20 protein-coding genes and 3 tRNA genes are annotated in these 22,222 nt (G+C 71.5%); 16 read left to right on the top strand and 7 right to left on the bottom strand.

Going from position 1 to position 22,222, the window contains the following annotated elements:
• Positions 1 to 180: 180 nt before the first annotated feature.
• From NQO67_RS27490 to NQO67_RS27505, 4 genes are read left to right on the top strand one after another with little or no spacing between them, the layout of a single operon-like run.
• Positions 181 to 1,839, top strand: a complete 1,659-nt coding sequence (locus tag NQO67_RS27490) for an ABC transporter substrate-binding protein (RefSeq protein WP_255952978.1) — start codon at positions 181 to 183, stop codon at positions 1,837 to 1,839.
• 5 nt (positions 1,840 to 1,844) lie between these two features.
• Complete coding sequence (locus tag NQO67_RS27495) at positions 1,845 to 2,792, top strand: ABC transporter permease (RefSeq protein ID WP_255952979.1); 948 nt, start codon at positions 1,845 to 1,847, stop codon at positions 2,790 to 2,792.
• Entirely contained in the window at positions 2,789 to 3,715 is a 927-nt protein-coding gene (locus NQO67_RS27500) for an ABC transporter permease (protein WP_255952980.1), read from the top strand. The genes NQO67_RS27495 and NQO67_RS27500 overlap by 4 nt, the downstream gene beginning before the upstream one ends.
• A gap of 32 nt (positions 3,716 to 3,747) precedes the next feature.
• Positions 3,748 to 5,967 carry a dipeptide ABC transporter ATP-binding protein gene (locus tag NQO67_RS27505; RefSeq protein ID WP_255952981.1) on the top strand — a complete coding sequence of 740 codons (2,220 nt, stop codon included), beginning with the start codon at positions 3,748 to 3,750 and terminating at the stop codon, positions 5,965 to 5,967.
• A gap of 18 nt (positions 5,968 to 5,985) precedes the next feature.
• On the opposite strand, the gene NQO67_RS27510 is transcribed toward NQO67_RS27505, so the two are convergent.
• Both NQO67_RS27510 and NQO67_RS27515 read right to left on the bottom strand, forming a co-directional pair.
• On the bottom strand, positions 5,986 to 6,642 hold the full coding sequence (locus tag NQO67_RS27510) for an SDR family oxidoreductase (RefSeq protein ID WP_255952982.1): 657 nt from the start codon (positions 6,640 to 6,642) through the stop codon (positions 5,986 to 5,988).
• 87 nt (positions 6,643 to 6,729) lie between these two features.
• Positions 6,730 to 8,121 (bottom strand): amidohydrolase family protein, encoded by a 1,392-nt coding sequence (locus NQO67_RS27515; RefSeq protein ID WP_255952983.1) that lies wholly within the window; start codon positions 8,119 to 8,121, stop codon positions 6,730 to 6,732.
• Positions 8,122 to 8,621: 500 nt separating this feature from the next.
• Here NQO67_RS27515 and NQO67_RS27520 point away from each other — a divergent pair.
• The 8 genes from NQO67_RS27520 (at position 8,622) to NQO67_RS27555 (ending at position 13,802) form a co-directional block, all read left to right on the top strand.
• Positions 8,622 to 8,694 (top strand) — tRNA-Thr (locus NQO67_RS27520).
• Between the two features lie 74 nt (positions 8,695 to 8,768).
• Positions 8,769 to 8,841: transfer RNA gene (locus NQO67_RS27525), tRNA-Met, on the top strand.
• A 104-nt stretch (positions 8,842 to 8,945) separates the two neighbouring features.
• The gene (gene rpmG, locus NQO67_RS27530) at positions 8,946 to 9,110 is read left to right on the top strand and encodes a 50S ribosomal protein L33 (RefSeq protein ID WP_255952984.1); all 165 of its coding nucleotides are present in this window, start codon (positions 8,946 to 8,948) and stop codon (positions 9,108 to 9,110) included.
• A gap of 240 nt (positions 9,111 to 9,350) precedes the next feature.
• Positions 9,351 to 9,803 (top strand): MaoC family dehydratase N-terminal domain-containing protein, encoded by a 453-nt coding sequence (locus tag NQO67_RS27535; RefSeq protein ID WP_255952985.1) that lies wholly within the window; start codon positions 9,351 to 9,353, stop codon positions 9,801 to 9,803.
• Between the two features lie 5 nt (positions 9,804 to 9,808).
• Complete coding sequence (locus NQO67_RS27540) at positions 9,809 to 10,249, top strand: MaoC family dehydratase (RefSeq protein ID WP_255952986.1); 441 nt, start codon at positions 9,809 to 9,811, stop codon at positions 10,247 to 10,249.
• A gap of 180 nt (positions 10,250 to 10,429) precedes the next feature.
• Positions 10,430 to 11,026 carry a TetR/AcrR family transcriptional regulator gene (locus NQO67_RS27545; protein ID WP_255952987.1) on the top strand — a complete coding sequence of 199 codons (597 nt, stop codon included), beginning with the start codon at positions 10,430 to 10,432 and terminating at the stop codon, positions 11,024 to 11,026.
• A gap of 133 nt (positions 11,027 to 11,159) precedes the next feature.
• Positions 11,160 to 12,653 (top strand): DHA2 family efflux MFS transporter permease subunit, encoded by a 1,494-nt coding sequence (locus NQO67_RS27550; RefSeq protein ID WP_255952988.1) that lies wholly within the window; start codon positions 11,160 to 11,162, stop codon positions 12,651 to 12,653.
• Between the two features lie 87 nt (positions 12,654 to 12,740).
• Positions 12,741 to 13,802: a UDP-N-acetylmuramate dehydrogenase gene (locus tag NQO67_RS27555; RefSeq protein ID WP_255952989.1), complete on the top strand. Its 1,062-nt coding sequence runs from the start codon at positions 12,741 to 12,743 to the stop codon at positions 13,800 to 13,802.
• A gap of 75 nt (positions 13,803 to 13,877) precedes the next feature.
• Here the strand turns inward: NQO67_RS27555 and NQO67_RS27560 are convergent, their stop codons facing one another.
• On the bottom strand, positions 13,878 to 14,540 hold the full coding sequence (locus NQO67_RS27560) for an NAD(P)-dependent oxidoreductase (protein WP_255952990.1): 663 nt from the start codon (positions 14,538 to 14,540) through the stop codon (positions 13,878 to 13,880).
• Between the two features lie 161 nt (positions 14,541 to 14,701).
• Here NQO67_RS27560 and NQO67_RS27565 point away from each other — a divergent pair, with 161 nt between their 5' ends.
• Positions 14,702 to 15,304, top strand: a complete 603-nt coding sequence (locus NQO67_RS27565; RefSeq protein WP_255952991.1) for a TetR/AcrR family transcriptional regulator — start codon at positions 14,702 to 14,704, stop codon at positions 15,302 to 15,304.
• A gap of 93 nt (positions 15,305 to 15,397) precedes the next feature.
• On the opposite strand, the gene NQO67_RS27570 is transcribed toward NQO67_RS27565, so the two are convergent.
• Both NQO67_RS27570 and NQO67_RS27575 read right to left on the bottom strand, forming a co-directional pair.
• Positions 15,398 to 16,426 carry an adenosine deaminase gene (locus tag NQO67_RS27570; protein ID WP_255952992.1) on the bottom strand — a complete coding sequence of 343 codons (1,029 nt, stop codon included), beginning with the start codon at positions 16,424 to 16,426 and terminating at the stop codon, positions 15,398 to 15,400.
• Positions 16,427 to 16,573: 147 nt separating this feature from the next.
• Entirely contained in the window at positions 16,574 to 17,809 is a 1,236-nt protein-coding gene (locus tag NQO67_RS27575) for a pyridoxal phosphate-dependent aminotransferase (protein WP_255952993.1), read from the bottom strand.
• Between the two features lie 243 nt (positions 17,810 to 18,052).
• On the opposite strand from NQO67_RS27575, the gene NQO67_RS27580 reads away from it, so the two are divergent.
• The 3 genes from NQO67_RS27580 (at position 18,053) to nusG (ending at position 19,504) form a co-directional block, all read left to right on the top strand.
• Positions 18,053 to 18,125: transfer RNA gene (locus NQO67_RS27580), tRNA-Trp, on the top strand.
• A gap of 111 nt (positions 18,126 to 18,236) precedes the next feature.
• Positions 18,237 to 18,524: a preprotein translocase subunit SecE gene (gene secE, locus NQO67_RS27585; RefSeq protein ID WP_255952994.1), complete on the top strand. Its 288-nt coding sequence runs from the start codon at positions 18,237 to 18,239 to the stop codon at positions 18,522 to 18,524.
• Positions 18,525 to 18,610: 86 nt separating this feature from the next.
• Entirely contained in the window at positions 18,611 to 19,504 is an 894-nt protein-coding gene (gene nusG / locus NQO67_RS27590) for a transcription termination/antitermination protein NusG (protein WP_255952995.1), read from the top strand.
• A 148-nt stretch (positions 19,505 to 19,652) separates the two neighbouring features.
• Here the strand turns inward: nusG and NQO67_RS27595 are convergent, their stop codons facing one another.
• The gene (locus tag NQO67_RS27595) at positions 19,653 to 20,840 is read right to left on the bottom strand and encodes an FAD-dependent monooxygenase (RefSeq protein WP_255952996.1); all 1,188 of its coding nucleotides are present in this window, start codon (positions 20,838 to 20,840) and stop codon (positions 19,653 to 19,655) included.
• Positions 20,841 to 20,916: 76 nt separating this feature from the next.
• The gene (locus NQO67_RS27600; RefSeq protein WP_255952997.1) at positions 20,917 to 22,179 is read right to left on the bottom strand and encodes a serine hydrolase domain-containing protein; all 1,263 of its coding nucleotides are present in this window, start codon (positions 22,177 to 22,179) and stop codon (positions 20,917 to 20,919) included.
• Positions 22,180 to 22,222 lie beyond the last annotated feature (43 nt).

Here is a 22,222-nt window from a genome sequence, read left to right on the forward strand (position 1 = left end):
CCCGTGACCCTGTTGAGCTGCGGAAACAGCCGGGAAACGAGTGTGGCATGGCTGCGGCCCGTGACGTGGGCGGCCGGTGACTCCAATCGATTCACCGCACGACCATTGCCTTCCGGGCGGCCCGCTGATTTGGTGATTCCTGCCTCCTCGTGCACCGATCGGCCCAGGAAGGGGAGAGGGATGCCGGCCCACGACTACCCGCCGAACCGGCCGCGACCGGGCAGGCCCGGCGCCGGGACACCACCCGGAACCGGTGCGCACGCTCCCGCCCTGCCGCGCCGGACCCTGCTCGCCGGCATCGGCGGCGGACTCGGCCTGGGCGCCGCGCTGTCGGCCACCGGATGCACCCCGGTCGCCCGGCAGGTGGGCCGCACCGGCGGCGACGGCGGCCGGCGCGGCGGCTCGCTCGTCATGGCCCAGGCGACCGAGCCCAACCTGCCGACGCTGCGGCAGCAGAACACCCCCAACATCAGCTGGCCCCGGCTGGTCTTCAACACCCTCACCTCCTACGACCGCGCGACCTCGCGCCCCAAGCCGCAACTGGCCACGAGCTGGACGGTCTCCGACGACCAGCGCACGGTGGTGCTGCGGCTCCGCGACGACGTGCGGTTCCACTCGGGGCGGCCGTTCGGGCCCGAGGACGTCATCGCGAACATCCGCTACCAGGCCAGCACGAAGGGCGCGCCCGGCCAGCTCCGTTCGGCCGCTGCGACCGTCACGGACGCCACCGCATCGGGGCCGCACGAAGTCACCCTGCGCCTCGCGCACCGCATCAGCAACTTCTTCGACCTGTGCGAGATCATGCTGATCTTCGACCACGAGTCGATCCCGGAGATGGAGGCGGGCCGGCAGCTGAACGGCACCGGCGCGTTCACCTTCGCCGGCTACCAGCCGGGCGTGGCCATGCACTTCCGCCGCAACCCGCACTACTGGATCCCGGGCCGCCCCTACCTCGACGACGTCGAACTGCGCATCATCACCCAGCAGCAGGCCGTCGTGGCGTCCCTCCAGAGCGGCCAGACGCACCTCGCCTTCGGCCTCTCCCCGGGCAACGCGCGCAACATACGCGCCGACGAGCGGCTCACCCTGACCGAGATATCCACCCGCGACTCCGGCCAGTACATCGGCTGCAACGTGCGGCGCCGGCCGCTGCACGACAAGCGGGTGCGGCAGGCCATCGCCTGGGCCGTGGACCGGGTCAGGGTCCGCGACATGGCCATGTTCGGCGCCGCCGTGCTCACCTCGGTGCCCTGGACGCCCGGCTCACCCGCGTACGACGCGAAGGCCGCCGCCCACTACCACCAGGACCTCGACCGGGCCCGCGGACTCGTCCACGAGGCCGGGGCGCACGGCGAGCGGATCGAGCTGACGATCATGGCGAACGACCCGCAGCCGCGCGCCATCGCGGAGATCGTGCAGGACGGCATGCGCGCCATCGGCCTGGACACCGCGATCAACCCGCTCCAGCCCGCCGCCTTCCAGGAGCGCCTCACCACCGCCACCTTCCCCGGCCTGTGGGTGAGCGGCCACGGCTTCGGCCAGCTCACCCCGGCCACCCTGCTGAACGGGGCCTATCCCTTCAACGCCCAGAAGAACGCGTCGAACTTCGTCGACGCCGAGTACCGGGGCCTCGCCGACCGCGCCTGGCGCACCGCGGGCGACCCGGCCGCCGCACGCCGGGTCTACAGCGACGTCACCGACCTGCTGCTGGACCGGCAGTTCGTGATCGACCTGGTGAGCAGCTCCGGCACCTACGCCACCAGCGACGCGCTACGCGGCTTCGACTACAACATGTTCAACGATCTCGTCCTCGACGACGCCCACCTGGCAGGGAGCTGATCGACGTGCTCCGATACGTGCTGCGCAGGCTGCCGTCGGCGGCGGTCGTCCTGCTGCTGTCCACCGTCCCGGTCTTCGGGATCCTGCGGCTCGCCCCGGGCGACCCGGCGGCCAGCCTGGCCGGCGCGGACGCCGGGCCCGACGCCATCGCGGCGCTGCGCCACCAGATGGGCCTGGACCGGCCGCTGGTCAACCAGTACCTGTCCTGGCTGGGCGACGCCCTGCACGGCGACTTCGCGACCTCGTTCACCACCCGGGCGCCGGTCTCCGAGCTGGTGCTGCGCGGCCTCGGCAACACCGGCACGCTGGCGCTCGGCGCGCTGCTGCTGGCCGTCGTGCTGGCGCTGCCGCTGGGCACCCTCGCCGCGCTGGCCCGCGGTGGCGCGGCCCGCACCCTGCTGGCCGGCCTGAACGTGCTGATGCTCTGCGTGCCGCCGTACGTGACCGGCGTGCTGCTGGTGCTGCTGTTCTCGGTGGGACTGCGGCTGCTGCCGCCCGGCGGGTACGTGTCGGTGTTCGACGACCCCGTCGCCGGCCTCCAGTTCCTGCTGCTGCCGAGCCTGTGCCTGGCGCTGCCGGCCGCTGCGGTGCTGGCCCGTTTCCTCACCGCCGCACTGCAACGCGTCTTCCACGAGGAGCACTACACCGCCGCCCGGCTGCGCGGCCTGTCCGGGCGTCGCCTGCTGCTGCGGCACGGCCTGCCCAACGCCGTCGGACCGCTGGTCACCGTGCTCGGCATCCAGATCGGCAACCTGCTCGGCGGCGCCGTCATCGTGGAGTCCGTGTTCGCCTGGCCCGGTATCGGACAGGCCATGGTCACCGCGGCCAGCGCCCGTGACTACCCGGTGATGCAGGCGCTGCTGCTGCTCGCGGTGACCGTCTTCATCACCCTGCAACTCCTCAGCGACGTCATCCACGCCCTCATCGACCCACGCGTACGGGAGGCCTCATGAGCCTGGACCCGGTCCACGCCGTGCCGCCCGCCGGGACCCCGTCCGGGGCGGCCCCGGACGGGACGTCCACCGAGACCGCGACCGAGACCGGGACGGCGTCCGCCGGCCCCCGGCACGCCTCCGCCGTGCTGCGCACCCCGGCCGTCGCCATCAGCCTCACCGTGCTCGTCCTCCTGGTGCTCGCCGCCCTCGTCGGGCCCGAGCTGCTGCCGTACGGGCCGAACGAACTGGCCGCCCGCAAGGCGCTCGCCCCGCCCTCCTGGTCGCATCCGCTCGGCACCGACGAACTCGGCCGTGACCTGCTGGCCCGGGTGTTCGCCGGGATCCGGGTGAGCCTGCTGGTGATCGTGGCTGCCGTGCCGGTGGCGCTGGTCGCCGGCGGCCTGCTGGGCCTGTTCGCCTCGGCAGGACGCTGGACCGACACCCCCGTCCAACGGGTCTTCGACGTGGTGCTGGCCTTCCCCGCGCTCATCCTCGGGCTCGCCTTCGCCGCGCTGCTCGGCGCCGGGCTGCCCGCGGTGATCACGACGGTGGCGGTCACCGCGACGCCGGTGATCGGGCGGGTGCTGCGGGGCGCGGTGCGCACCCAGACCGCGCAGGGGTACGTGCTGTCCGCCCGGGTGCTGGGGGTGTCCACGTCCCGCCTGTACCTGCGCCACATCCTGCCCAACTGCTTCGACGTGCTGCTGGTCCAGACGGCCCTGGCCTGCTCCACCGCCGTCTTCGTCGAGGGCGGCCTGAGCTTCCTCGGTCTCGGCGTGCCGCCGCCGGACGCCTCGCTCGGCAGCCTGCTCAGCGCCAGCCTGACCTTCCTGACCTCCTCGCCGTTCTACGCGATCGGCCCGCTCGTCGTCATCAGCGTCCTGGTGCTCTGCTTCACGCTGCTGGCCGACGCCCTGAACCGCACCCTGGCCGCCCGATGACCGCGGCCGGAACGCCACCCACGGGAGGCCCGATGCCGGACGCCACACCCGCGACAGGTCCCGACCCCGAGGACGGTGCCGGGCCGGGCCACCGCTCCACCGGAAACCCCCCGCCCGAACCCGTGCTCCAGGTACGCGACCTGCACATCGGCTTCCGCACCCCCACGGGGCGGTTGCAGGCCGTGCGGGGCGTGGACCTCGACGTGGCGGCGGGCCGGACGCTGGCGGTGGTCGGCGAGTCGGGATCCGGCAAGTCGGTGACCGCGTCCGCCCTGCTGGGCGAGGTGCGCGAGCCGGGCCGGGTGGAGTCCGGCACCGTCACCTTCCACGGCCGGGACGTCTTCGCGATGTCACCGGCCGAGCGCACCGCGCTGCGCGGCGGCAGCATCGCGATGGTCTTCCAGGACCCGATGAACTCCCTCGACCCGGTGATGCGGGTCGGCGCCCAGCTCGAAGAGGCGGTACGCGTCCACCGGCCGGAGCTGACCCGACGCCAGGTGCGCGAGCGCGCTCTGGAGCTGATGGGGCTCGTCGGCATCCCCGCACCGCGACAGCGCTTCGACGACTACCCCTTCGCGTTCTCCGGGGGCATGCGCCAGCGCATCATGATCGCACTGGCGATGGCCGGCGACCCCGAGGTCCTGGTCGCCGACGAGCCCACCACGGCGCTCGACGTCACCGTGCAGGCCCAGATCCTCCAGCTGTTCGCCCGGCTCAACGACGAGTTCGGCACCGCGGTCGTGCTGGTCACGCACAACTTCGGCGTGGTGGCCGAACTCTGCGACGCGGTGGCCGTCATGTACGCCGGGCGCATCGTGGAGCGCGCCACGGTCCCCGAGGTCTTCGCACGCCCCCGGCACCCGTACACCCGTGCCCTGATCAACTCCGTGCCCAGCATGACGTCCCGGCTCGACCGGCGCCTGCCGGTGATCGAGGGCGCCCCGCCCGACCCGGCCCACCCCGCCCCGGGCTGTGCCTTCCGCGCCCGGTGCCCGCGTGCCGTCGCCCGGTGCGCGACGGAGGACCCGGCCCTGGAGTCGCAGGGTTCGGAGGGGGCCACCCAGGACACCGCTGCGGCCTGCTGGAACCCCGTACCGCCCCGCCCCGAACCGGGCGAGCCGTCCGCCGCCGAACTGCCGCCCCGCGCGCCGCGCCCCGCACACCTCCCGGAGCCCGGCGCGGCACCCGAGGCCCGGACGCCCGCGCTCGCCGGCACCGCGCTCACCCGGCACCACCGGGTGCGTGCCGGCTTCGGCCTGTTCGGCACGGGCGAAGTGGTGCACGCCGTGGACGGTGTCGACCTGCGGCTCGAGCCCGGCGAGACGCTGGGCATCGTGGGGGAGAGCGGCTGCGGCAAGTCGTCGCTGGCCCGGCTGCTGGTGCGGGCCGACACGCCGACGTCCGGGCGCGTCGAGGCGGCCGGCACCGACGTCACCGCGCTGCACGGCCGGCGGCTCGGCGACTTCCGGCGCCGGGTACAGATGATCTTCCAGGACCCGCGGGCCTCGCTGAACCCGCGGATGACCATCGGCGCGCTGCTGGAAGAGCCGATGATCGTGCACGGCCTGGAGCCGGACCGCGCCGCGCGCCGCAAGCGCTGCACCGAGGTGCTCAAGGCGGTCGGCCTGGGCCCGGACGTCCTGGACCGCCGGCCCGGCCAGTTCTCCGGCGGGCAGCTGCAACGCATCTGCATCGCCCGTGCGCTGGTCGTCGACCCGGAGGTGCTGGTCTGCGACGAGCCCGTCTCGGCCCTGGACGTCTCCCTCCAGTCCCAGGTCGTGAACCTGCTCGACGAACTCCAGGCAGAACGCGGCCTGTCCTACGTCTTCATCTCGCACGACGTGTCGCTGGTGCGGTACTTCAGCGACCGGGTGACCGTGATGTACCTGGGCACCGCCGTGGAGACCGGCCCGGCCCGCACGGTCGTCGACCGGCCGCTCCACCCGTACACGCGCAGCCTCACCGAGTCCGTGCCCGAACCCGGCACCCGCACCGACGACGGGACCGGTGGGCAGCGCGCCCGGCGCACCCCGGCGCTCACCGGCGATCTGCCGAGCCCGTTGAACCCGCCGAGCGGGTGCCGGTTCCACCCCCGCTGCCCGATCGGCCCGAGCCATGTGGCCGGCCGGGAGCGCTGCGTGTCGGAGGCACCGGCCCTGCGCGAGATCACCCCCGGCCGCACCGCGGCCTGCCACTTCGCGGAGGAACTCCTCGCCCCCACCCCCGACGCCGACCTGCCGCACCCGAAGTGAGCGCGGCCCGGGCGGGCGTCAGTTCCCGGCGACCGCCTTGACCGCCACCGAGACCGGTACCGAGCCGCCGACCAGTTCGAGGGTGAGGCCCGTCGTCGCCGACGAGTCGACCAGCTCCGCGAGGACCGCCGCCACGTCGTCGCGCGGCACGGGCCCGCGGCCGGTGGACGCCTCCAGACGGACGAGACCGGTGCCGGCGTCGTCGATGAGCTGGCCGGGCCGCAGGATCGTCCAGTCCAGCCCTGAACGGCCGCGTACGTACTCCTCAGCCTCGCCCTTGGCCCGCAGGTAGACGTCGAAGACCTGGTCCCCGGAGTGCCGCGGGTCCGCGCCCAGCGAGGAGACGAGGACGTAGCGGCGCACGCCGGCGCGTTCGGCGGCGTCCGCGAGCAGCACCGCGCCGGCACGGTCCACGGTGTCCTTGCGCTCCGCCCCGCTGCCCGGTCCCGCGCCGGCCGCGAAGACCACCGCGTCCGCGCCGTCGAGATGCCCGGCCACCTCCTCGACGGAAGCCGACTCCAGGTCGCACTCCACCGGCTCGGCACCCGCTGCGCGCAGCTCGTCGGCGTGCCCCGGACTGCGGATCAGCCCGACGACGTCGTCTCCGCGCGCGGCGAGCAGCTTCTCCAGCCGCATCGCGATCTGACCATGACCACCAGCGATGACAGTACGCATGCTTCGACCGTACGCCGCTCACGGTGGCCAGGCCGAATGCTCGGGCCACATTCCGGCAGCACACCACCACCGCGCCGGCCGGCCCCGTCACGCCTTGCCCCAGCCGGGTCCCCGGACCCAACCACCCTGTCGCGGCAGATCCAACGCGTCCGCGGCGGCCGAATCGCAGTACTCCCGAACCGCGCTGGTGCGCGCCACCACGCGCCCCTGGTGCACCACGATCCGGCTGTACGCGAGCGAGAGCACGCCCGCAAGACGCCGGCCGCGCACCGCCAACAGCTCCGCGGGGAACCCCGCCTCCACGCGCACCTCCGGCAGCCCGAGCACCGCACGCGCGGCCGTGCTCACGGCGCCGTACGCCTCCGAGGGGCCCAGCCCCTCCCGCGACGCCAGCAGGTAGGCGGCCTCCAACGGATCGCCCCGGCCGACCGGGTTCGCCACGTCGCGCAGGGCACCGCTGCCCGCTGCGACCCTGACCCCGGCGGCCTGCAACAGCCGCACAGGCGCCGCACTGCGCCGCTCGCTCCCGATCGCCCTGACCGGCATGCCACCGGCGTGCACACCGGCGGCGTGCGCCCCGCCGTGCGCACCGTGCGGACCCTGCGCCCCGTGCTGCGTCGCTTCCACGTCCGAGCAGCCGCCCTGCGGCAGGCAGACGACGGTCACGCCCGCCGCCGCCAGCCGCTCCGCGGCCCGCAGCGCCACCTTCACCGGCAGCCGCGCCAGACCTCCGCACGGCCCGATCGTCACCCCAGGACGCAGCCCGCCGACCGCCGCGGCCAGCCGGGCGAGCCGCGCCGGATCGTCGCCGTCGGTGTGCAGGTCCACCCCACAGCCGTGCTCGGCGGCGACCGCCAGCACCGCCTCCACATGGCCGCCCGGGTCCGGATCCGCGTCGGGGCAGCCGCCCACCACCGCCGCACCCATCTTCACGGCGTCCCGCAGCATCGCGAGGCCCTCGGCGCCCGCGGTCCCGGTCAGCACCCGCGGCACCGGCACCACCGTCAGCTCGGCGAACCCGCGCAGGGCACGCCCCGCCTGGAGCACCGCCTCCACCGCCGTCAGGCCCTCGAGATCCCCGATCCGCACATGCGAGCGCACCGCCGTGGCCCCGTGCCCGAGCTGGAGCAGGGCGGCCTGCGTGCTGCGCCGCTGGATGTCTCCCCGCTCGTATCCGGGCGGCCCCGCCGACTCCGCAGAGAGGGCGGTGGCGCCGTGCGCGTGCGGCTCCGCCGGCGCGGGCAGCAGCAGGTAGCCGTCCAGGTCGACCCGTGTGGTGCCCGGCGCCGCGCTGAGGCTGCCCACCGTCCCGACCGCCTCGATACGGGGTCCCGCGAGCCGTACGTCCACCCGGCGGCCGTCGGCCAACCGCGCCCCGCCGAGCAGTAGCCCGGTGCCGTCGCCCCCGGTCGGGCCCCGCCCCTCGGGGCCGTGGGCGGCACCGGACGACTCGGGCCCCTGCGGCTGGCTGTCGGGCATCGCGCTCCTCGCGGTCGGGGGCGGCTGCGGCGCGCGGCACGGCTCAGGCGGGGGCACACCGCGCGGGCCTGGACGGGACGAACGTGCCCTGACGGCCCTTCGGCCCTTGACGTGAGGGGATCGAGCCTAGGACGACCAGGACCGCGCGTCAGGGAGGAGCGCAATAGTCGTACTTGCGTGGTGCGCCACCCCGGCGCACGCCTCCCCGACCCGCCGGGAGGCGTCCGTCCGAGCGGAGTCGCACAGGGTGCCGCGCGGCGGGCGTGAGCGGCTCCGCCCGACGGGGGGCGGGAACCTGGGGAACGTGCGGCGGGCAGGGCCCCGCCCCGGTCCTGCCAAGGCCGTCACCGGAACGCCGCTGGTCGAGCACGCAGCGGTGCCGGCTCGTCGGCGCGGCCAGTGGTGTGACGCCGGCTCCGCCGGCCGGACGGCACCCAGGGCGGGGACGGCGAAACGGATTTGGGCGAACGGCCGGCGACCGTGTAATGTCTTCATCGCTCGCCCCAATAGCTCAGTCGGCAGAGCGTCTCCATGGTAAGGAGAAGGTCAACGGTTCGATTCCGTTTTGGGGCTCTGATGTGTGAGAGACTTGATCCGTTCCGGGACTGGTTCCCGGGCGGATCGGATCAAGGTCCACAGCACATCGCAGCGGTGTAGCTCAGTCGGTAGAGCAAGCGGCTCATAATCGCTGTGTCACCGGTTCAAGTCCGGTCACCGCTACTCCTAGTAGCCGATTGTGGGGTCGGTCCTTCGGTCGGCTACTCTTTCTGTGTCTAGACACTTATCCATTTTCATAGCCGATCCGTTCGTCAAGGAGCACTCACGTGGCTGCCACCGACGTCCGCCCGAAGATCACGCTGGCCTGCGTGGAGTGCAAGGAGCGGAACTACATCACCAAGAAGAACCGGCGTAACAACCCGGATCGTCTTGAGATGAAGAAGTACTGCCCGCGCTGCAACTCTCACACGGCGCACCGCGAAACGCGCTGACCAGCTCTACACCGACGCGAGGCCGTCCCCTGACGGGGGCGGCCTCGCGGCGTTTCCGCGCCGGGGAGACCGATCAAATTCGGACGGCGACGGATAAGTATCCGACCAAGTGCCCCACCAGGTCGGCCGTGATCGACCAGGATCAGGCAGCATCGGGCAGGCCGGCGGCCCGGCGGGCCCGGATCCGGCGGCGCGGGTCCGGACGTAAGCGACAGCAGCAGAGCAGGAGGTGCCGAGCCCATGGCGCTCGACCAGTCCTTCGTCGGGCGGTCGTACCCGCCCACCGAGCCGTACGAGGTCGGCAGGGAGAAGATCCGCGAGTTCGCCGAGGCCGTGGGGGACGACAACCCCGCGTACACCGACCCGGAGGCCGCCAAGGCGCACGGCCACCCGGACGTGATCGCCCCTCCGACCTTCGTCTTCGCGATCACCTACGCGGCGGCCGGCCAGGTCATCGAGGACCCCAAGCTGGGACTCGACTACAGCCGCGTGGTCCACGGCGACCAGCGGTTCGCCTACCAGCGCCCGGTACGCGCCGGCGACCGGCTCACGGTCACCTCCACCATCGAAGCCATCAAGTCCCTGGCGGGCAACGAGATCCTGGACATCCGCGGCGACGTCCACGACGAGGCCGGCGAGCATGTGGTGAGCGCCTGGACGAAGCTCGTGGCACGCAAGCCCGAGGAGGCGTGACGGCCATGACGGCACTCCCGACGAAGAAGATCGCCTTCGACGACGTCGAGGTCGGCACCGAGCTGCCCGCCCAGACCTTTCCGGTGACCCGAGCCACCCTCGTGCGCTACGCCGGTGCCTCCGGCGACTTCAACCCGATCCACTGGAGCGAGCGGATCGCCAAGGAGGTCGGCCTGGAGAACGTCATCGCACACGGCATGTTCACCATGGCCGAGGCCGCCCGGGTGGTCACCGACTGGCTGGGCGACCCCGGCGCCATACTCGAGTACAACGTGCGCTTCACCCGCCCCGTCCTGGTCCCCGACGATGACGAGGGCGCCCGTATCGACGTCGCCGGCAAGGTGGCAGCCAAGCTCGACGACCACAAGGTGCGCGTCGACCTGACCGTCACCTCCGACGGCAAGAAGGTCCTCGGCATGGCACGGGCGGTCGTACGCCTGGCCTGAGGCCACCGCAGCCGCGAGAGAAGCGAGAAGCGGACGAAGCGCTGACGGGGTAGGCAGAGGTAAGGGGCGTCCTCCTTGCGGGACGCCCCTTACCTGTCTCCTGAGACGCTTGCTTGTCTCCTGGCCTGGGCCGCTTGGATCGATTGACCAAGTTAGTGATTGAGTACTAACTTACTTCCCATGCCGAGGATGAGCGCGGAGGACCGTCGCGACAGCGTCATCCATGCCGCCATGGCCGAGTTCGCACGCGGCGGGTACAACGGCACGTCGACCGAGGCGATCGCCAAGCGTGTCGGGGTGTCGCAGCCGTACCTCTTCCGGCTCTTCCCCGACAAGAGAGCCATCTTCCTGGCCGCTGCCGACCGCTGCGTACAGGACTTCCGGCAGCTGCTCCAGGACGCCGCCGAGGGCCTGGAGGGCGAGGCGGCCCGGCGTGCGATGGGGGATGCGTACACCCGGGTCATCGCCGAGCAGCCGGAGCGGCTGCTCATGCAGATGCAGGTGTACGTCGCCGCCGCCGCTGCCGAGGCGGCCGGCGACCGCGAGTTCGGCGAGGCGGTTCGGGCCGGCTGGCTCGAACTGTGGGAGGCCGTGCATCTCGTCGCGGGTGCCGACGTCGAAGAGACCAGCCACTTCCTGGCGCAAGGGATGCTCGTCAACTGCCTCGTGTCCCTGGGCTTCCCGCCGGACCACCGCGTCTGGTCGGGAATCGGCCTCTGCCGGGACGGGGACGGGGACGGGGACGAGGAGGGGGCGGCGCCCGCCGCGAAACCGTAGGCGCATCCGAATCCGGCGGCCCTCGCGGAGGCGGCGCAGCAGCCTGGCCGTTTCCTGTCCGCAAAAGTTAGTAATCAATAACTAATCACCTGCTCGACATGACCCACGACCCACCACCTCCTGGGGGAGAGAAATGAACGCGACAGACCGAAACGCGACAGGCAGACCCGCGGTCCCGCGCTCGCGCGCCGTGTGGGCCCTCGTCATCACCAGCGTCGCCGGCTTCATGGCAGCGCTCGACAACCTCGTCGTCACCACGGCACTGCCGTCCATCCGCCAGGACCTCGGTGGGGCACTGGAAGACCTCGAATGGACCGTGAGCGCCTACACGCTGACGTTCGCCGTGCTGCTCATGCTCGGCGCGGCGCTCGGTGACCGCTTCGGGCGCCGCAGGGTGTTCCTCGTCGGTCTCGCGGTCTTCACCGGCGCCTCGGCGACCGCGGCCATGGCCCACGGCATCGGAGCGCTGATCGCCGCACGCGCGGTCCAGGGCTTCGGCGCGGCCCTCATGATGCCGGTCGCCCTCACCCTGCTCACGGCCGCCGTGCCGGCCGCGCGGCGCGGCATGGCGCTCGGCATCTGGAGCGCCAGCCAGGGGCTCGCGGTGGCGGGCGGGCCGCTCATCGGCGGCGGGCTGACCGAGCACATCTCCTGGCACTGGATCTTCTGGCTGAACGTCCCCATAGGCGCTGCCCTGCTGATACCGGCCCGGCTGCGGCTCGCCGAGTCCACCGCGCCCGACCCCCGCCTCGACGTACCGGGCACCCTGCTCGCCAGTGCCGGGCTCTTCGGCATCGTCTACGGCCTGGTCAACGCCAACAGCGACGGTTGGACCGATTCCTGGGTGCTCGGGGGGCTGATCGCCGGGGCCGTGCTCCTCGTCGTCTTCGTGGCCTACGAACAGCGCGCGAAGCGGCCCATGCTGCCCATGCGGCTGTTCCGCAGCCGGGCCTTCTCGGGCATCAACGCCGCCGGCCTGCTGATGTACCTCGGCATGTTCGGCTCGATCTTCCTGCTCAGCCAGTTCCTGCAAGGCGTGTCGGGCTACTCGCCGACCGAGGCCGGCCTGCGGATGTTGCCCTGGACCGGCATGCCGCTGATCGTCTCGCCCATCGCCGGCTACCTCTCCGACCGGATCAGCGGCCGCTCGGTCGTCGCCGTCGGTCTCTTCCTGCAAGCCGTGGGGCTCGCGTACTTCGCGCTGACCGCCGCCCCCGACATGACGTTCGCCACCCAGTTGCCCGCGCTGGTCATCAGCGGCGTCGGCATGTCCCTGTACTTCGCGCCCGCCGTCCATCTGGTCATGTCCAGCGTCCGCCCCGGGGAGCAGGGCATCGCTTCCGGCGCCAACAACGCGATACGCGAACTGGGCGGGGCGCTCGGTGTCGCGCTGCTCTCCACGGTCTTCTCCTCGCACGGCGGTTACGCGAGCGGCCAGGACTTCGTCGACGGTCTGGTGCCGGCGCTGTGGCTGGGTTCCGTCGGCGTGGTGCTCGGGGCGGCGGCTGCCCTGCTGATACCCCGCCGTGGCGCGCCGGAGCAGGCCGGGCCGGCCGGCCCGGGCGAGTCGAACGCGCTTCCGGCCGGGCGGGAGCAGGCGGAGAAGGCCGCTCCAGCGGGCGTGTGAGGACCGACGGGGCTGCGCGCCCTGCGCGCCCTGCGCGCCGCCCGGCGGGGCGCGCCGCTCATCAGCGCGCCCCGTACGCTTGCGTGCGTGCACGAAAACCACGACGCGCCGCTCGCCCCGCTCACCACCTTCCGGCTCGGTGGGCCGGCCCGGCGGCTGGTCACCGCGACCACCGACGCCGAGCTGATCACCGCGGTACGCGCGGCGGACGCCGACGGGACGCCACTGCTGCTCATCGGCGGCGGCAGCAACCTCGTCATCGGCGATCAGGGCTTCGACGGCACGGCGGTGCGCATCGCGACCACCGGGTTCGAGCTGGACGGCACGACGCTGGAGATCGCCGCGGGCGAGACCTGGACGGACGCGGTGGCCCGCACCGTCGACAAGGGCCTCGCGGGCATCGAATGCCTGGCCGGCATCCCCGGCTCCGCCGGCGCCACGCCCATCCAGAACGTGGGTGCATACGGTCAGGAGGTCTCGTCGACGATCACCGAAGTGATCGCCTACGACCGCAAGGCGGGCGAGACGGTGACGATTCCCCATGCCGAGTGCGCGTTCTCGTATCGGAACAGTCGTTTCAAGGCCGAACTGGATCGTTTCGTGGTGCTGCGGGTCCGCTTCGAGCTGGCCGACGCGGGCGGTCTCTCGGCGCCGATCCGGTATGCCGAGACGGCCCGGGCGCTCGGTGTGCAGGTCGGCGAGCGGGTGCCGTTGGCACAGGCACGCGAGACGGTGCTCAAGCTGCGCTCCGGCAAGGGCATGGTGCTCGACCCGGAGGACCACGACACCTGGTCGGCCGGGTCGTTCTTCACCAATCCGGTGCTCACCGAGGAGGCGTTCGCGGCGTTCTCCGCGCGGGTGCGCGAGCGGCTGGGCGACGGTGTCGAGCCGCCCGCCTACCCGGCGGAGGAGGGGCACATCAAGACCTCCGCCGCCTGGCTGATCGACAAGGCCGGTTTCCGCAAGGGCTACCCCGGTGGCGCCGCCCGGGTGTCGATCTCCACCAAGCACACCCTGGCGCTCACCAACCGGGGCGACGCGACCACCGAGGAGCTGCTGACGCTGGCGCGCGAGGTCGTGGCGGGCGTGCACGAAGCGTTCGGCGTCCGGCTGGTGAACGAGCCGGTGACGGTGGGCTGCGCACTGTGACCACGGGCGACGGCCGCCGGTGACCGGCCGCGGGCGCCCCGGGGAGCGGGGAAGCGGGCACCCGTCCGGCCGGCGTCAGTACGCCACCCCCACCCCCTGCTTCACCGTCGCCGGGTCGGTGACCGCGGTGAGCATGGCGTGGGCGACGTCGGGGCGCCCGATAGTGCGGCCCTTTCCGGGGGTGCCGCCGACGACGGTGCGGTAGACGCCGGTGAGCGGTGCGTCGGTCAGCCTGGGCGGGCGTACGGACGTCCAGTCCGTGGCGCTCTCGGCGAGGGCGTGCTCCATCGCGCGCAGGTCCGCGTAGACGTCCTTCAGCACCGCTTTCACGACCGCGATCATCGCCCGGTCCATTGGCGGCTGGTGCTCCGGCGACGGGCCCACGGGTGCCGCGGAGACCACCACGAGACGGCGCACGCCCTCCGCCGCCATGGCCGCCAGCACCGTACGCGTCAGCTCGGTCGCGATTCCGGCGTCCGCGCGCCGCCGGGCCCCGAGCCCCGAAAGCACCGCCTCGCGCCCGGCGACCGCGGGCCGTACCGCTTCCGGATCCCGCAGGTCCGCCCGGACGATCTGGAGCCGGGCGCCGTCCCCCTGCGCCGGACCTGCCGGAGAGAGGTCCTCAGGCAGCCGTGCCGGATCCCGGACCACCGCCGTCACCTCGTGACCCGCCGTCAGCGCCTGCCGGACGATCTCCCGCCCGATGCCGCCCGTCGCGCCGAACACCGTGAGCTTCATGGCACCCTCCTAGAGGGGTGGGTAAGTATTCACTCACCCCTAGGATGGGTAAGCACTCACTCACCCGTCAAGCGCGACCCCGGCCAAGCCACCTCACCGGCACGGGACACCCTCCCCTTCCCGTGCCCTGCCGTGCCCTCCCGTGGTCCCCAAGGAGCCCCATGCCGCCGCAGCAGCAGCCCGCCCGGCCGCGCATTCTGGACGCCGCGCACCAGCTCATGCTGACCGTCGGCCTCGCGCGCACCACCACGAAGGAGATCGCACGGGCGGCCGGCTGCTCGGAGGCGGCGCTCTACAAGTACTTCCGCAGCAAGGAAGAGCTGTTCATCAGCGTCCTCAAGGAGCGGCTTCCGCAGCTGACGCCGCTCCTTGAGCAACTCGTCGCCGAGCCGGGCCGGGGCAGCCTGGAGGCCAACCTCACGGAGATCGCCCGGGTGGCCGCCCTCTTCTACGAGCAGAGCTTCCCGATCGCCGCCTCGCTCTACGCCGAGATGCAGCTCAAGCGCCGGCACGACGCCGCCCTGCGGGAGCTGGGCAGCGGGCCGCACCGGCCGATCGAGGGCCTGTCCGCCTATCTGCGGGCCGAGCAGCAGATCGGCCGGGTCCGGGCCGACGCCGACCCCTTCGCCGCCGCCTCGCTCCTCCTGGGCGCCTGCTCCCAACGGGCCTACGCCTACGAGATGACCGAGGACGGGCGCCCGCCCCAGCTGCTCGACCGGTTCGCCGAGAGCATCGCCCGGACCCTGCTGCTGGGGCTCTCCTGAAAGCTCAGGGCTTCCAGCGAGCCGGCGCCGGCGCCGGAGCCGGAGCCGGCGCCTGGGGCTGGGCCTGAGCCGGCATCCGGTTCCCGGGGAGTGTCAGCTGGTCAGCCAGTCGTCCACACCCGTCAGCAGCTTCTCGCGCAGGTCGGTAGGCGCCGCCGAGGCGCGGATCGACTGGCGGGCCAGCTCGGCCAGCTCGGCGTCGCTGAACCCGTGGTGGCGCCGGGCGATCCCGTACTGGGCGGCCAGCCGGGTCCCGAACAGCAGCGGGTCGTCCGCGCCCAACGCCATGGACACCCCGGCGTCGTAGAGCTGCCGCAGCGGCACGTCCTCCGGCTTCTCGTAGACCCCCAGGGCGACGTTCGAGGACGGGCACACCTCGCAGGTCACGCCGCGCTGGGCGAGCCGTGTGACCAGTCGGGGGTCCTCGGCCGCCCGCACCCCGTGGCCGACCCGGACGGCCCTCAGGTCGTCCAGGCAGTCCCGCACCGACTCGGGCCCGGTCAGCTCGCCACCGTGCGGTACGGACATCAACCCGCCGCGCCGCGCGATCTCGAAGGCCCGGTCGAAGTCCCTGGCCATGCCGCGCCGCTCGTCGTTCGACAGCCCGAAGCCGACGATGCCGCGATCCGCGTAGCGCACCGCGAGGCGCGCCAGGGTGCGGGCCTCCAAAGGGTGCTTCATGCGGTTCGCCGCGACCAGGACCCGCATGGGCAGGCCGGTGTCACGCGACGCCATGTGCACCGCGTCCAAGATGATCTCCAACGCGGGCGTGAGCCCACCCAGCCGGGGCGCGTACGAGGTGGGGTCCACCTGGATCTCCAGCCACCCGGAGCCGTCCTGTAGATCCTCCTCGGCCGCCTCGCGCACCAGCCGCTGGATGTCCTCCGGCGCGCGCAGGCAGGACCGCGCGGCGTCGTAGAGGCGCTGGAAGCGGAACCAGCCGCGTTCATCGGTCGCCCGCAGTTTCGGCGGGTGCTCGGATGTCAGCGCGTCCGGCAGTCTGACCCCGTACTTGTCGGCGAGCTCCAGCAACGTCGTGGGCCGCATCGAACCGGTGAAGTGCAGATGCAGATGGGCCTTCGGAAGCGCGCTGACGTCTCGTACTCCTTTTCCGTGCTCCATTGCAAGATCTTGCAGGATGCGGCCCCGGTCCCGGTAGCCGGATTGCCTGTTCGGGTCCGTGCACGGACATGTGTGCGAGACGGTCCCGTACGTGCAACGGGCCGCCTCCCGGAGCGGGAGACGGCCCGTGCGCGGCGCTGGGGACGCTCAGTCCTTGGCCTCGGCCAGCAGCTTCTGGATCCGCGAGACGCCCTCGACGAGGTCCTCGTCGCCGAGCGCGTACGACAGGCGCAGGTAGCCCGGTGTGCCGAAGGCCTCACCCGGGACGACCGCAACCTCGGCCTCCTCCAGGATCAGCGCGGCCAGCTCCAGGCTGCTCTGCGACCGCTTGCCGCGGATCTCCTTGCCGAGCACGCCCTTCACCGAGGGGTACGCGTAGAAGGCGCCCTCGGGCTCGGGGCAGATCACGCCGTCGATCTCGTTCAGCATCCGCACGATGGTCTTGCGGCGCCGGTCGAAGGCCTCCCGCATGGCGGCCACGGCCTCCAGGTCACCCGAGACGGCGGCGAGCGCGGCGGCCTGGGAGACGTTCGCCACGTTCGACGTGGCGTGCGACTGGAGGTTGGTCGCCGCCTTGACCACGTCCTTGGGGCCGATGACCCAGCCCACCCGCCAGCCGGTCATCGCGTACGTCTTGGCGACGCCGTTCACGACGATGCACTTCTCGCGCAGCTCGGGCAGGACGGCCGGGATCGAGGTGAAGGTGGCGTCCCCGTAGACGAGGTGCTCGTAGATCTCGTCGGTGAGCACCCACAGGCCGTGCTCGAGGGCCCAGCGGCCGATCGCCTCGGTGTCGGCGGGGGAGTAGACCGCACCGGTCGGGTTGGACGGGGAGACGAAGAGCACCACCTTCGTGCGCTCCGTGCGGGCCGCCTCCAGCTGCTCGATCGAGACCCGGTACCCGGTCGACTCGTCCGCGACGACCTCCACCGGCACACCGCCCGCCAGGCGGATCGACTCCGGGTAGGTGGTCCAGTACGGGGCGGGCACGATGACCTCGTCACCCGGGTCGAGGAGGGCGGCGAAGGCCTCGTAGAGGGCCTGCTTGCCGCCGTTGGTGACCAGCACCTGGGAGGCGTCCACCTCGTAGCCCGAGTCGCGCAGCGTCTTCGCGGCGATGGCGGCCTTGAGCTCGGGCAGCCCCCCGGCCGGGGTGTAGCGGTGGTACTTGGGGTTCCGGCAGGCTTCCACGGCCGCGTCGACGATGTAGTCCGGGGTCGGGAAGTCGGGTTCGCCGGCGCCGAAGCCGATCACCGGGCGCCCGGCCGCCTTGAGGGCCTTGGCCTTGGCGTCGACGGCGAGGGTCGCGGACTCGGAGATCGCGCCGACTCGGGCGGAGACCCGGCGCGCGGTGGGCTCAGGGGAAGGAGTTGCAGCGCTCATGAACCCCATCGTTCCAGACCCGAAACGTCCTGGGCACACTGGTTTCACTTCGGGAACTTCCGGGCGTGCCGGACCCGGGGGGCCGTCCTCGGCCGCTCTTTGATCGTCCAGGTCTGTCTTTCTGTTCGACGTCGGCTCCGGGAGCACGTACACTCACACCTCGTTGGCCTTCTGTGCCGCCCTCGCGATACGTGCACTCGGTGCACTCAGGCGGATGCGGTACGTTGGGTCGACACAGCTCAAAGGGTCGTAGCTCAATTGGTAGAGCACTGGTCTCCAAAACCAGCGGTTGCGGGTTCGAGTCCCTCCGGCCCTGCTAGACGTCCGCCCTCTCCGGAGAGCGGGTGGGCAGTACGTACCGCAATGAAACGCCGTGCGGCTCCACCGGGCGCGGCACGGCCACGACCCGGGAATCAGGTGAGGAAGAGTGGCGGACGCCGTGGGCTCCATCGACATGCCTGATGCTCAGGACGAAGAGGTAGAAGAGCCCAAGAAGAAGCCTCGCAAGGGCAAGCGTGGCAAGAAGGGCCCGTTCGGTCGTCTTGCACTCTTCTACCGCCAGGTGGTTGCGGAGCTCCGCAAGGTCGTCTGGCCGTCGCGTAATCAGCTGACGACATACACCACAGTGGTGATTATCTTCGTCCTCATCCTGATCGGCTTGGTGACCCTGATTGACTATGGGCTCGATCATGTGACCAAGTACGTCTTCGGCTGAGCTTAGAAAGCCTAGAGTGGAAGGGCGCCCTCTTCGGCGCCCCTTTCGCGTGTTCCACCCCAAGTAACCAGGAAGAAGCAGTCACCGTGTCCGACCCGAACGTGAACGACGTCGTGCACTCCGCGAGCGCGGGCGAGTCTGCCGAGGACGAGCTCGAGATCGTGGAGGCGGCAGACCCGGACCAGACGCCGGAAGGTGCCGAGGAACCGGGGGGGCAGGACCAGACGGAGGCTGCCGAGGCCGCAGCGGGCGAGGCCGCCGAGGAGGCGGCCGTACAGCCCGAGGGGGAGGCTGCTGCTGAGGCCGCCGAGGAAGCCGTCGACGAGGCCGATGAGGCGGTGGAGGGCGAGGTGCCCGAGCCGGTCGACCCCGTTGCCGCCCTCCGTGACGAGCTGCGCAGCCTGCCCGGTGAGTGGTACGTGATCCACACCTACGCCGGCTACGAGAACCGCGTGAAGACCAACCTGGAGCAGCGCGCCGTCTCGCTGAACGTGGAGGACTTCATCTTCCAGGCCGAAGTGCCCCAGGAAGAGGTCGCCCAGATCAAGAACGGCGAGCGCAAGACCATCCGGCAGAACAAGCTCCCCGGATACGTCCTGGTCCGCATGGACCTGACGAACGAGTCGTGGGGTGTCGTCCGTAACACCCCGGGCGTCACCGGCTTCGTCGGCAACGCCTACGACCCGTACCCGCTGACGCTGGACGAGATCGTCAAGATGCTCGCCCCGGAGGCCGAGGAGAAGGCCGCTCGCGAGGCCGCCGAGGCCGAGGGCAAGCCGGTGCCGCAGCGCAAGGTCGAGGTCCAGGTGCTGGACTTCGAGGTCGGCGACTCGGTCACCGTCACCGACGGCCCCTTCGCCACCCTCCAGGCCACGATCAACGAGATCAACCCCGACTCGAAGAAGGTCAAGGGCCTGGTGGAGATCTTCGGCCGCGAGACCCCGGTCGAGCTGAGCTTCGACCAGATCCAGAAGAACTAACCGAGCTGGCTCACAAAAGAGCCCCTACCCAGCGGTTTCCCGTTGGGCAGGGGCTCTTTTGCGTACTCGTAAAGGTGCGTGCACCGTAAGGGTGCGTACCCCGGACAGGCGCGTGCACCGGTAGGCGCCCGCGGGCTTGACGCCCGGCCTACCGGGACTCGGGCGCCGGCCATGCCGGGTCCGGGCTCCAGGACAGGGTCTCGCTCACCGTGCGCAGATACCTCGACGGTGAGGTCAGCCGGACCAGGGAGTTACGGATCGCCGCGGCGACGGGATGGCTCCACTGGGCGATCCGCCCGTGCTGTGCCGAGGCTCGCACCAGGCGCTGGGTGCGCTCGCGCCGTGCTCGGTCGTAGGCGTCCACGACCGACTCCACGTCACCGTGTTGAGCGGCGAGTCCACCCAGCGTGGCGGCGTCTTCCAGAGCCTGGCAGGCTCCCTGTCCCAGATCCGGGGTGAGCGCGTGCGCGGCGTCACCGAGGAGTACGACGCGACCGGAGACATAGCTGGGTAGTGGCGTTTCCAGCGAGTAGATGTCGTGGCGTAGCAATGCCTCGGGCGGGGTGGCGGCGAGTAGGCGCGGAATGGGGTCGTGCCACTGCCGGAACCGCCGCGCGACCCCCTCGATGCCCTCGGTGGTGTGGGAGCCCGGGGGCGCCGACAGCGTGGCGAACCAGTACACCCGTCCGTCGAGCAGCGGCACGATCCCGAACCGTTGGCCTCGTCCCCAGCTCTCGGTCACCGTATCGCCCAACCCGATCGCGGCCCTGGCGTCGGCCGGTACCACGCCGCGCCAGGTGAGATAGCCGGCGTAGGCGGGCCCCGGGTGCTGCGGGAAGAGTTGTGTCCGCAAGGGACTGTGCAGACCGTCCGCGGCGATCACCAGGTCTGCTGCCATCGTTCGGCTACCACCCGTGGCCGGCTGGCACGTCACGGTCGCGGTCTTCGGGTCCACTCTGGTGACCTGGTGACCGGCGTGGACGTCGTCGAGGTGGAGCGAGTCGGTGAGCAGGGCGTGCACGTCCGCCCGGTGCAGCAGGTACCCGGAGGCACCGAACCGGCTGTGGAGTTCCCCGAGGTCCACCCGCAGAAGCCACCGCCCCGATGCCGCACGGAGCCCCGCGGCACCCTGCGACATGCCACGGGACCGCAACCGCGCACCCACGCCGAGCCAGTCCAGCGCCCGTACCGCGTTGGGCGCCAGCGTCAAGCCCGCACCGGCCGGACGGGACTCCTCGGACCGCTCCAGCACGGTCACCTGCCATCCGGCGCGCTTCAGGCCGATGGCGGCGCTCAGACCGCCGATCCCGCCGCCGACCACGATCGCCGTGCTCATCCTGTTTCACCTCGTGCTGAATCGTCCTGAATCATCCAGAATCGCGCTGGGTCGCGCTGGGTCGCATAGAAGAAATTCACCCAGGTAGGGTTTTGGAAAGAGATGAAAGGCAGCCGTAGGTGGTGTCCACGAGGGTGCGGGTGCGCGGGTCGCCCTGAAGGGAGTCGGCCGGCCAGCGCAGGAGGTTCGTGGCATAGGCCATCGACAGGCGCGCTTCCGGATCGGCGAAGCCGAATGATCCGCCATAGCCGGTGAATCCGAACGCACGTCGGTTGGGCCCGTAGTGGCCGCCGATGTTGAGCGTGTAGCCGAGTCCCCATTCCATGGGGAAATCGGGTGCGGCCATATTGATGAACAGATCGTGCATTCGCCCCTGGCCTTCGCGGCAGCGGTCCACGGCTGGCCGGCCGGAGAGGATCCTGATTCCGTCGACTTCTCCGTCACACGCCAGCACGGCATACACGCGGGCCAACGAACGGGCGGTGCCGTGCCCGTTGACGGCGGGAATCTCAGCGGCTTGCCATGCGGGCCTGCTCGCGTACGGCAGTCCCCACGGGCCGGCGAGCATGGCCGCCACCACGTCCGGGATGTTTTCGGTCCGCTGCATGTCGGCAACCGCGGGATGTTCCTCGTCGAGTTCGGCTGCACGTGTTCGTTCGGCCGGGGGCAGACCGATGAAGAAGTCCAGACCGAGCGGTCCTGCGAGTTCCCGCTGGACGAACTCACTCACCGGAAGTCCGGAGATCCGCCGTATCACCTCACCGACCAGCCAGCCGAAGGTGTTGGCGTGGTAGCAGCTCAGGGTTCCCGGCTCCCACCAGGGGTGCATCGCCGCGAGCATGGTGGTCATGCGTTCCCAGTCGCAGACGTCCTCCAGCGTCACGGGACGTGGCGTGGCGGCCAGCCCGGCCTGGTGCGCCAGCACGGAGCGTACCGAGATCCATTCCTTGCCGGCGGCGGCGAACTCGGGCCAGTACCGCGCCACCGGCGCGTCGAAATCGAGCTCCCCGCGGTCGGCGAGCAGGTGGGCGCAGAGCGCGGTGACGCCCTTGGTGGCGGAGAAGACGCAGACCGGAGTGTCCCGCTCCCAGGGGCGGGTACGGCCGGGATCTGCGTGACCTGCCCAGACGTCGACGACGGGTGTGCCATCGTGGTACACAGTCAGGCACGCGCCGATCTCGCCCCGCCGGGCGAAATTCTGTCGAAACTCGTCGACGACCGGCGTAAACCGCGGGTTCCACGTGCCGTGTACCGCCGTGCTGGCTCGTTGGCTCAACTCATTGACTTCCTTTCCTTGATTTCCTTGCCTTGGCCGAACGGTGGTACCCGTCCGTTTCATCGAGGATGAGAAGTGACTATGGCAGCAGGCCGATCATGGTTTC

This window comes from Streptomyces odontomachi (assembly GCF_024435355.1).
Taxonomy (GTDB): domain Bacteria; phylum Actinomycetota; class Actinomycetes; order Streptomycetales; family Streptomycetaceae; genus Streptomyces; species Streptomyces odontomachi.

Excerpts from the sequence above, each read along its gene's own strand:
- NQO67_RS27490 (WP_255952978.1), top strand. The coding sequence starts at position 181 with ATGCCGGCCCACGACTACCCGCCGAACCGGCCGCGACCGGGCAGGCCC.
- NQO67_RS27500 (WP_255952980.1), top strand. The coding sequence starts at position 2,789 with ATGAGCCTGGACCCGGTCCACGCCGTGCCGCCCGCCGGGACCCCGTCC.
- NQO67_RS27505 (WP_255952981.1), top strand. The coding sequence starts at position 3,748 with ATGCCGGACGCCACACCCGCGACAGGTCCCGACCCCGAGGACGGTGCC.
- NQO67_RS27510 (WP_255952982.1), bottom strand. The coding sequence starts at position 6,642 with ATGCGTACTGTCATCGCTGGTGGTCATGGTCAGATCGCGATGCGGCTG.
- NQO67_RS27515 (WP_255952983.1), bottom strand. The coding sequence starts at position 8,121 with ATGCCCGACAGCCAGCCGCAGGGGCCCGAGTCGTCCGGTGCCGCCCAC.
- NQO67_RS27535 (WP_255952985.1), top strand. The coding sequence starts at position 9,351 with ATGGCGCTCGACCAGTCCTTCGTCGGGCGGTCGTACCCGCCCACCGAG.
- NQO67_RS27540 (WP_255952986.1), top strand. The coding sequence starts at position 9,809 with ATGACGGCACTCCCGACGAAGAAGATCGCCTTCGACGACGTCGAGGTC.
- NQO67_RS27545 (WP_255952987.1), top strand. The coding sequence starts at position 10,430 with ATGCCGAGGATGAGCGCGGAGGACCGTCGCGACAGCGTCATCCATGCC.
- NQO67_RS27550 (WP_255952988.1), top strand. The coding sequence starts at position 11,160 with ATGAACGCGACAGACCGAAACGCGACAGGCAGACCCGCGGTCCCGCGC.
- NQO67_RS27560 (WP_255952990.1), bottom strand. The coding sequence starts at position 14,540 with ATGAAGCTCACGGTGTTCGGCGCGACGGGCGGCATCGGGCGGGAGATC.
- NQO67_RS27565 (WP_255952991.1), top strand. The coding sequence starts at position 14,702 with ATGCCGCCGCAGCAGCAGCCCGCCCGGCCGCGCATTCTGGACGCCGCG.
- NQO67_RS27570 (WP_255952992.1), bottom strand. The coding sequence starts at position 16,426 with ATGGAGCACGGAAAAGGAGTACGAGACGTCAGCGCGCTTCCGAAGGCC.
- NQO67_RS27575 (WP_255952993.1), bottom strand. The coding sequence starts at position 17,809 with ATGAGCGCTGCAACTCCTTCCCCTGAGCCCACCGCGCGCCGGGTCTCC.
- NQO67_RS27595 (WP_255952996.1), bottom strand. The coding sequence starts at position 20,840 with ATGAGCACGGCGATCGTGGTCGGCGGCGGGATCGGCGGTCTGAGCGCC.
- NQO67_RS27600 (WP_255952997.1), bottom strand. The coding sequence starts at position 22,179 with ATGAAACGGACGGGTACCACCGTTCGGCCAAGGCAAGGAAATCAAGGA.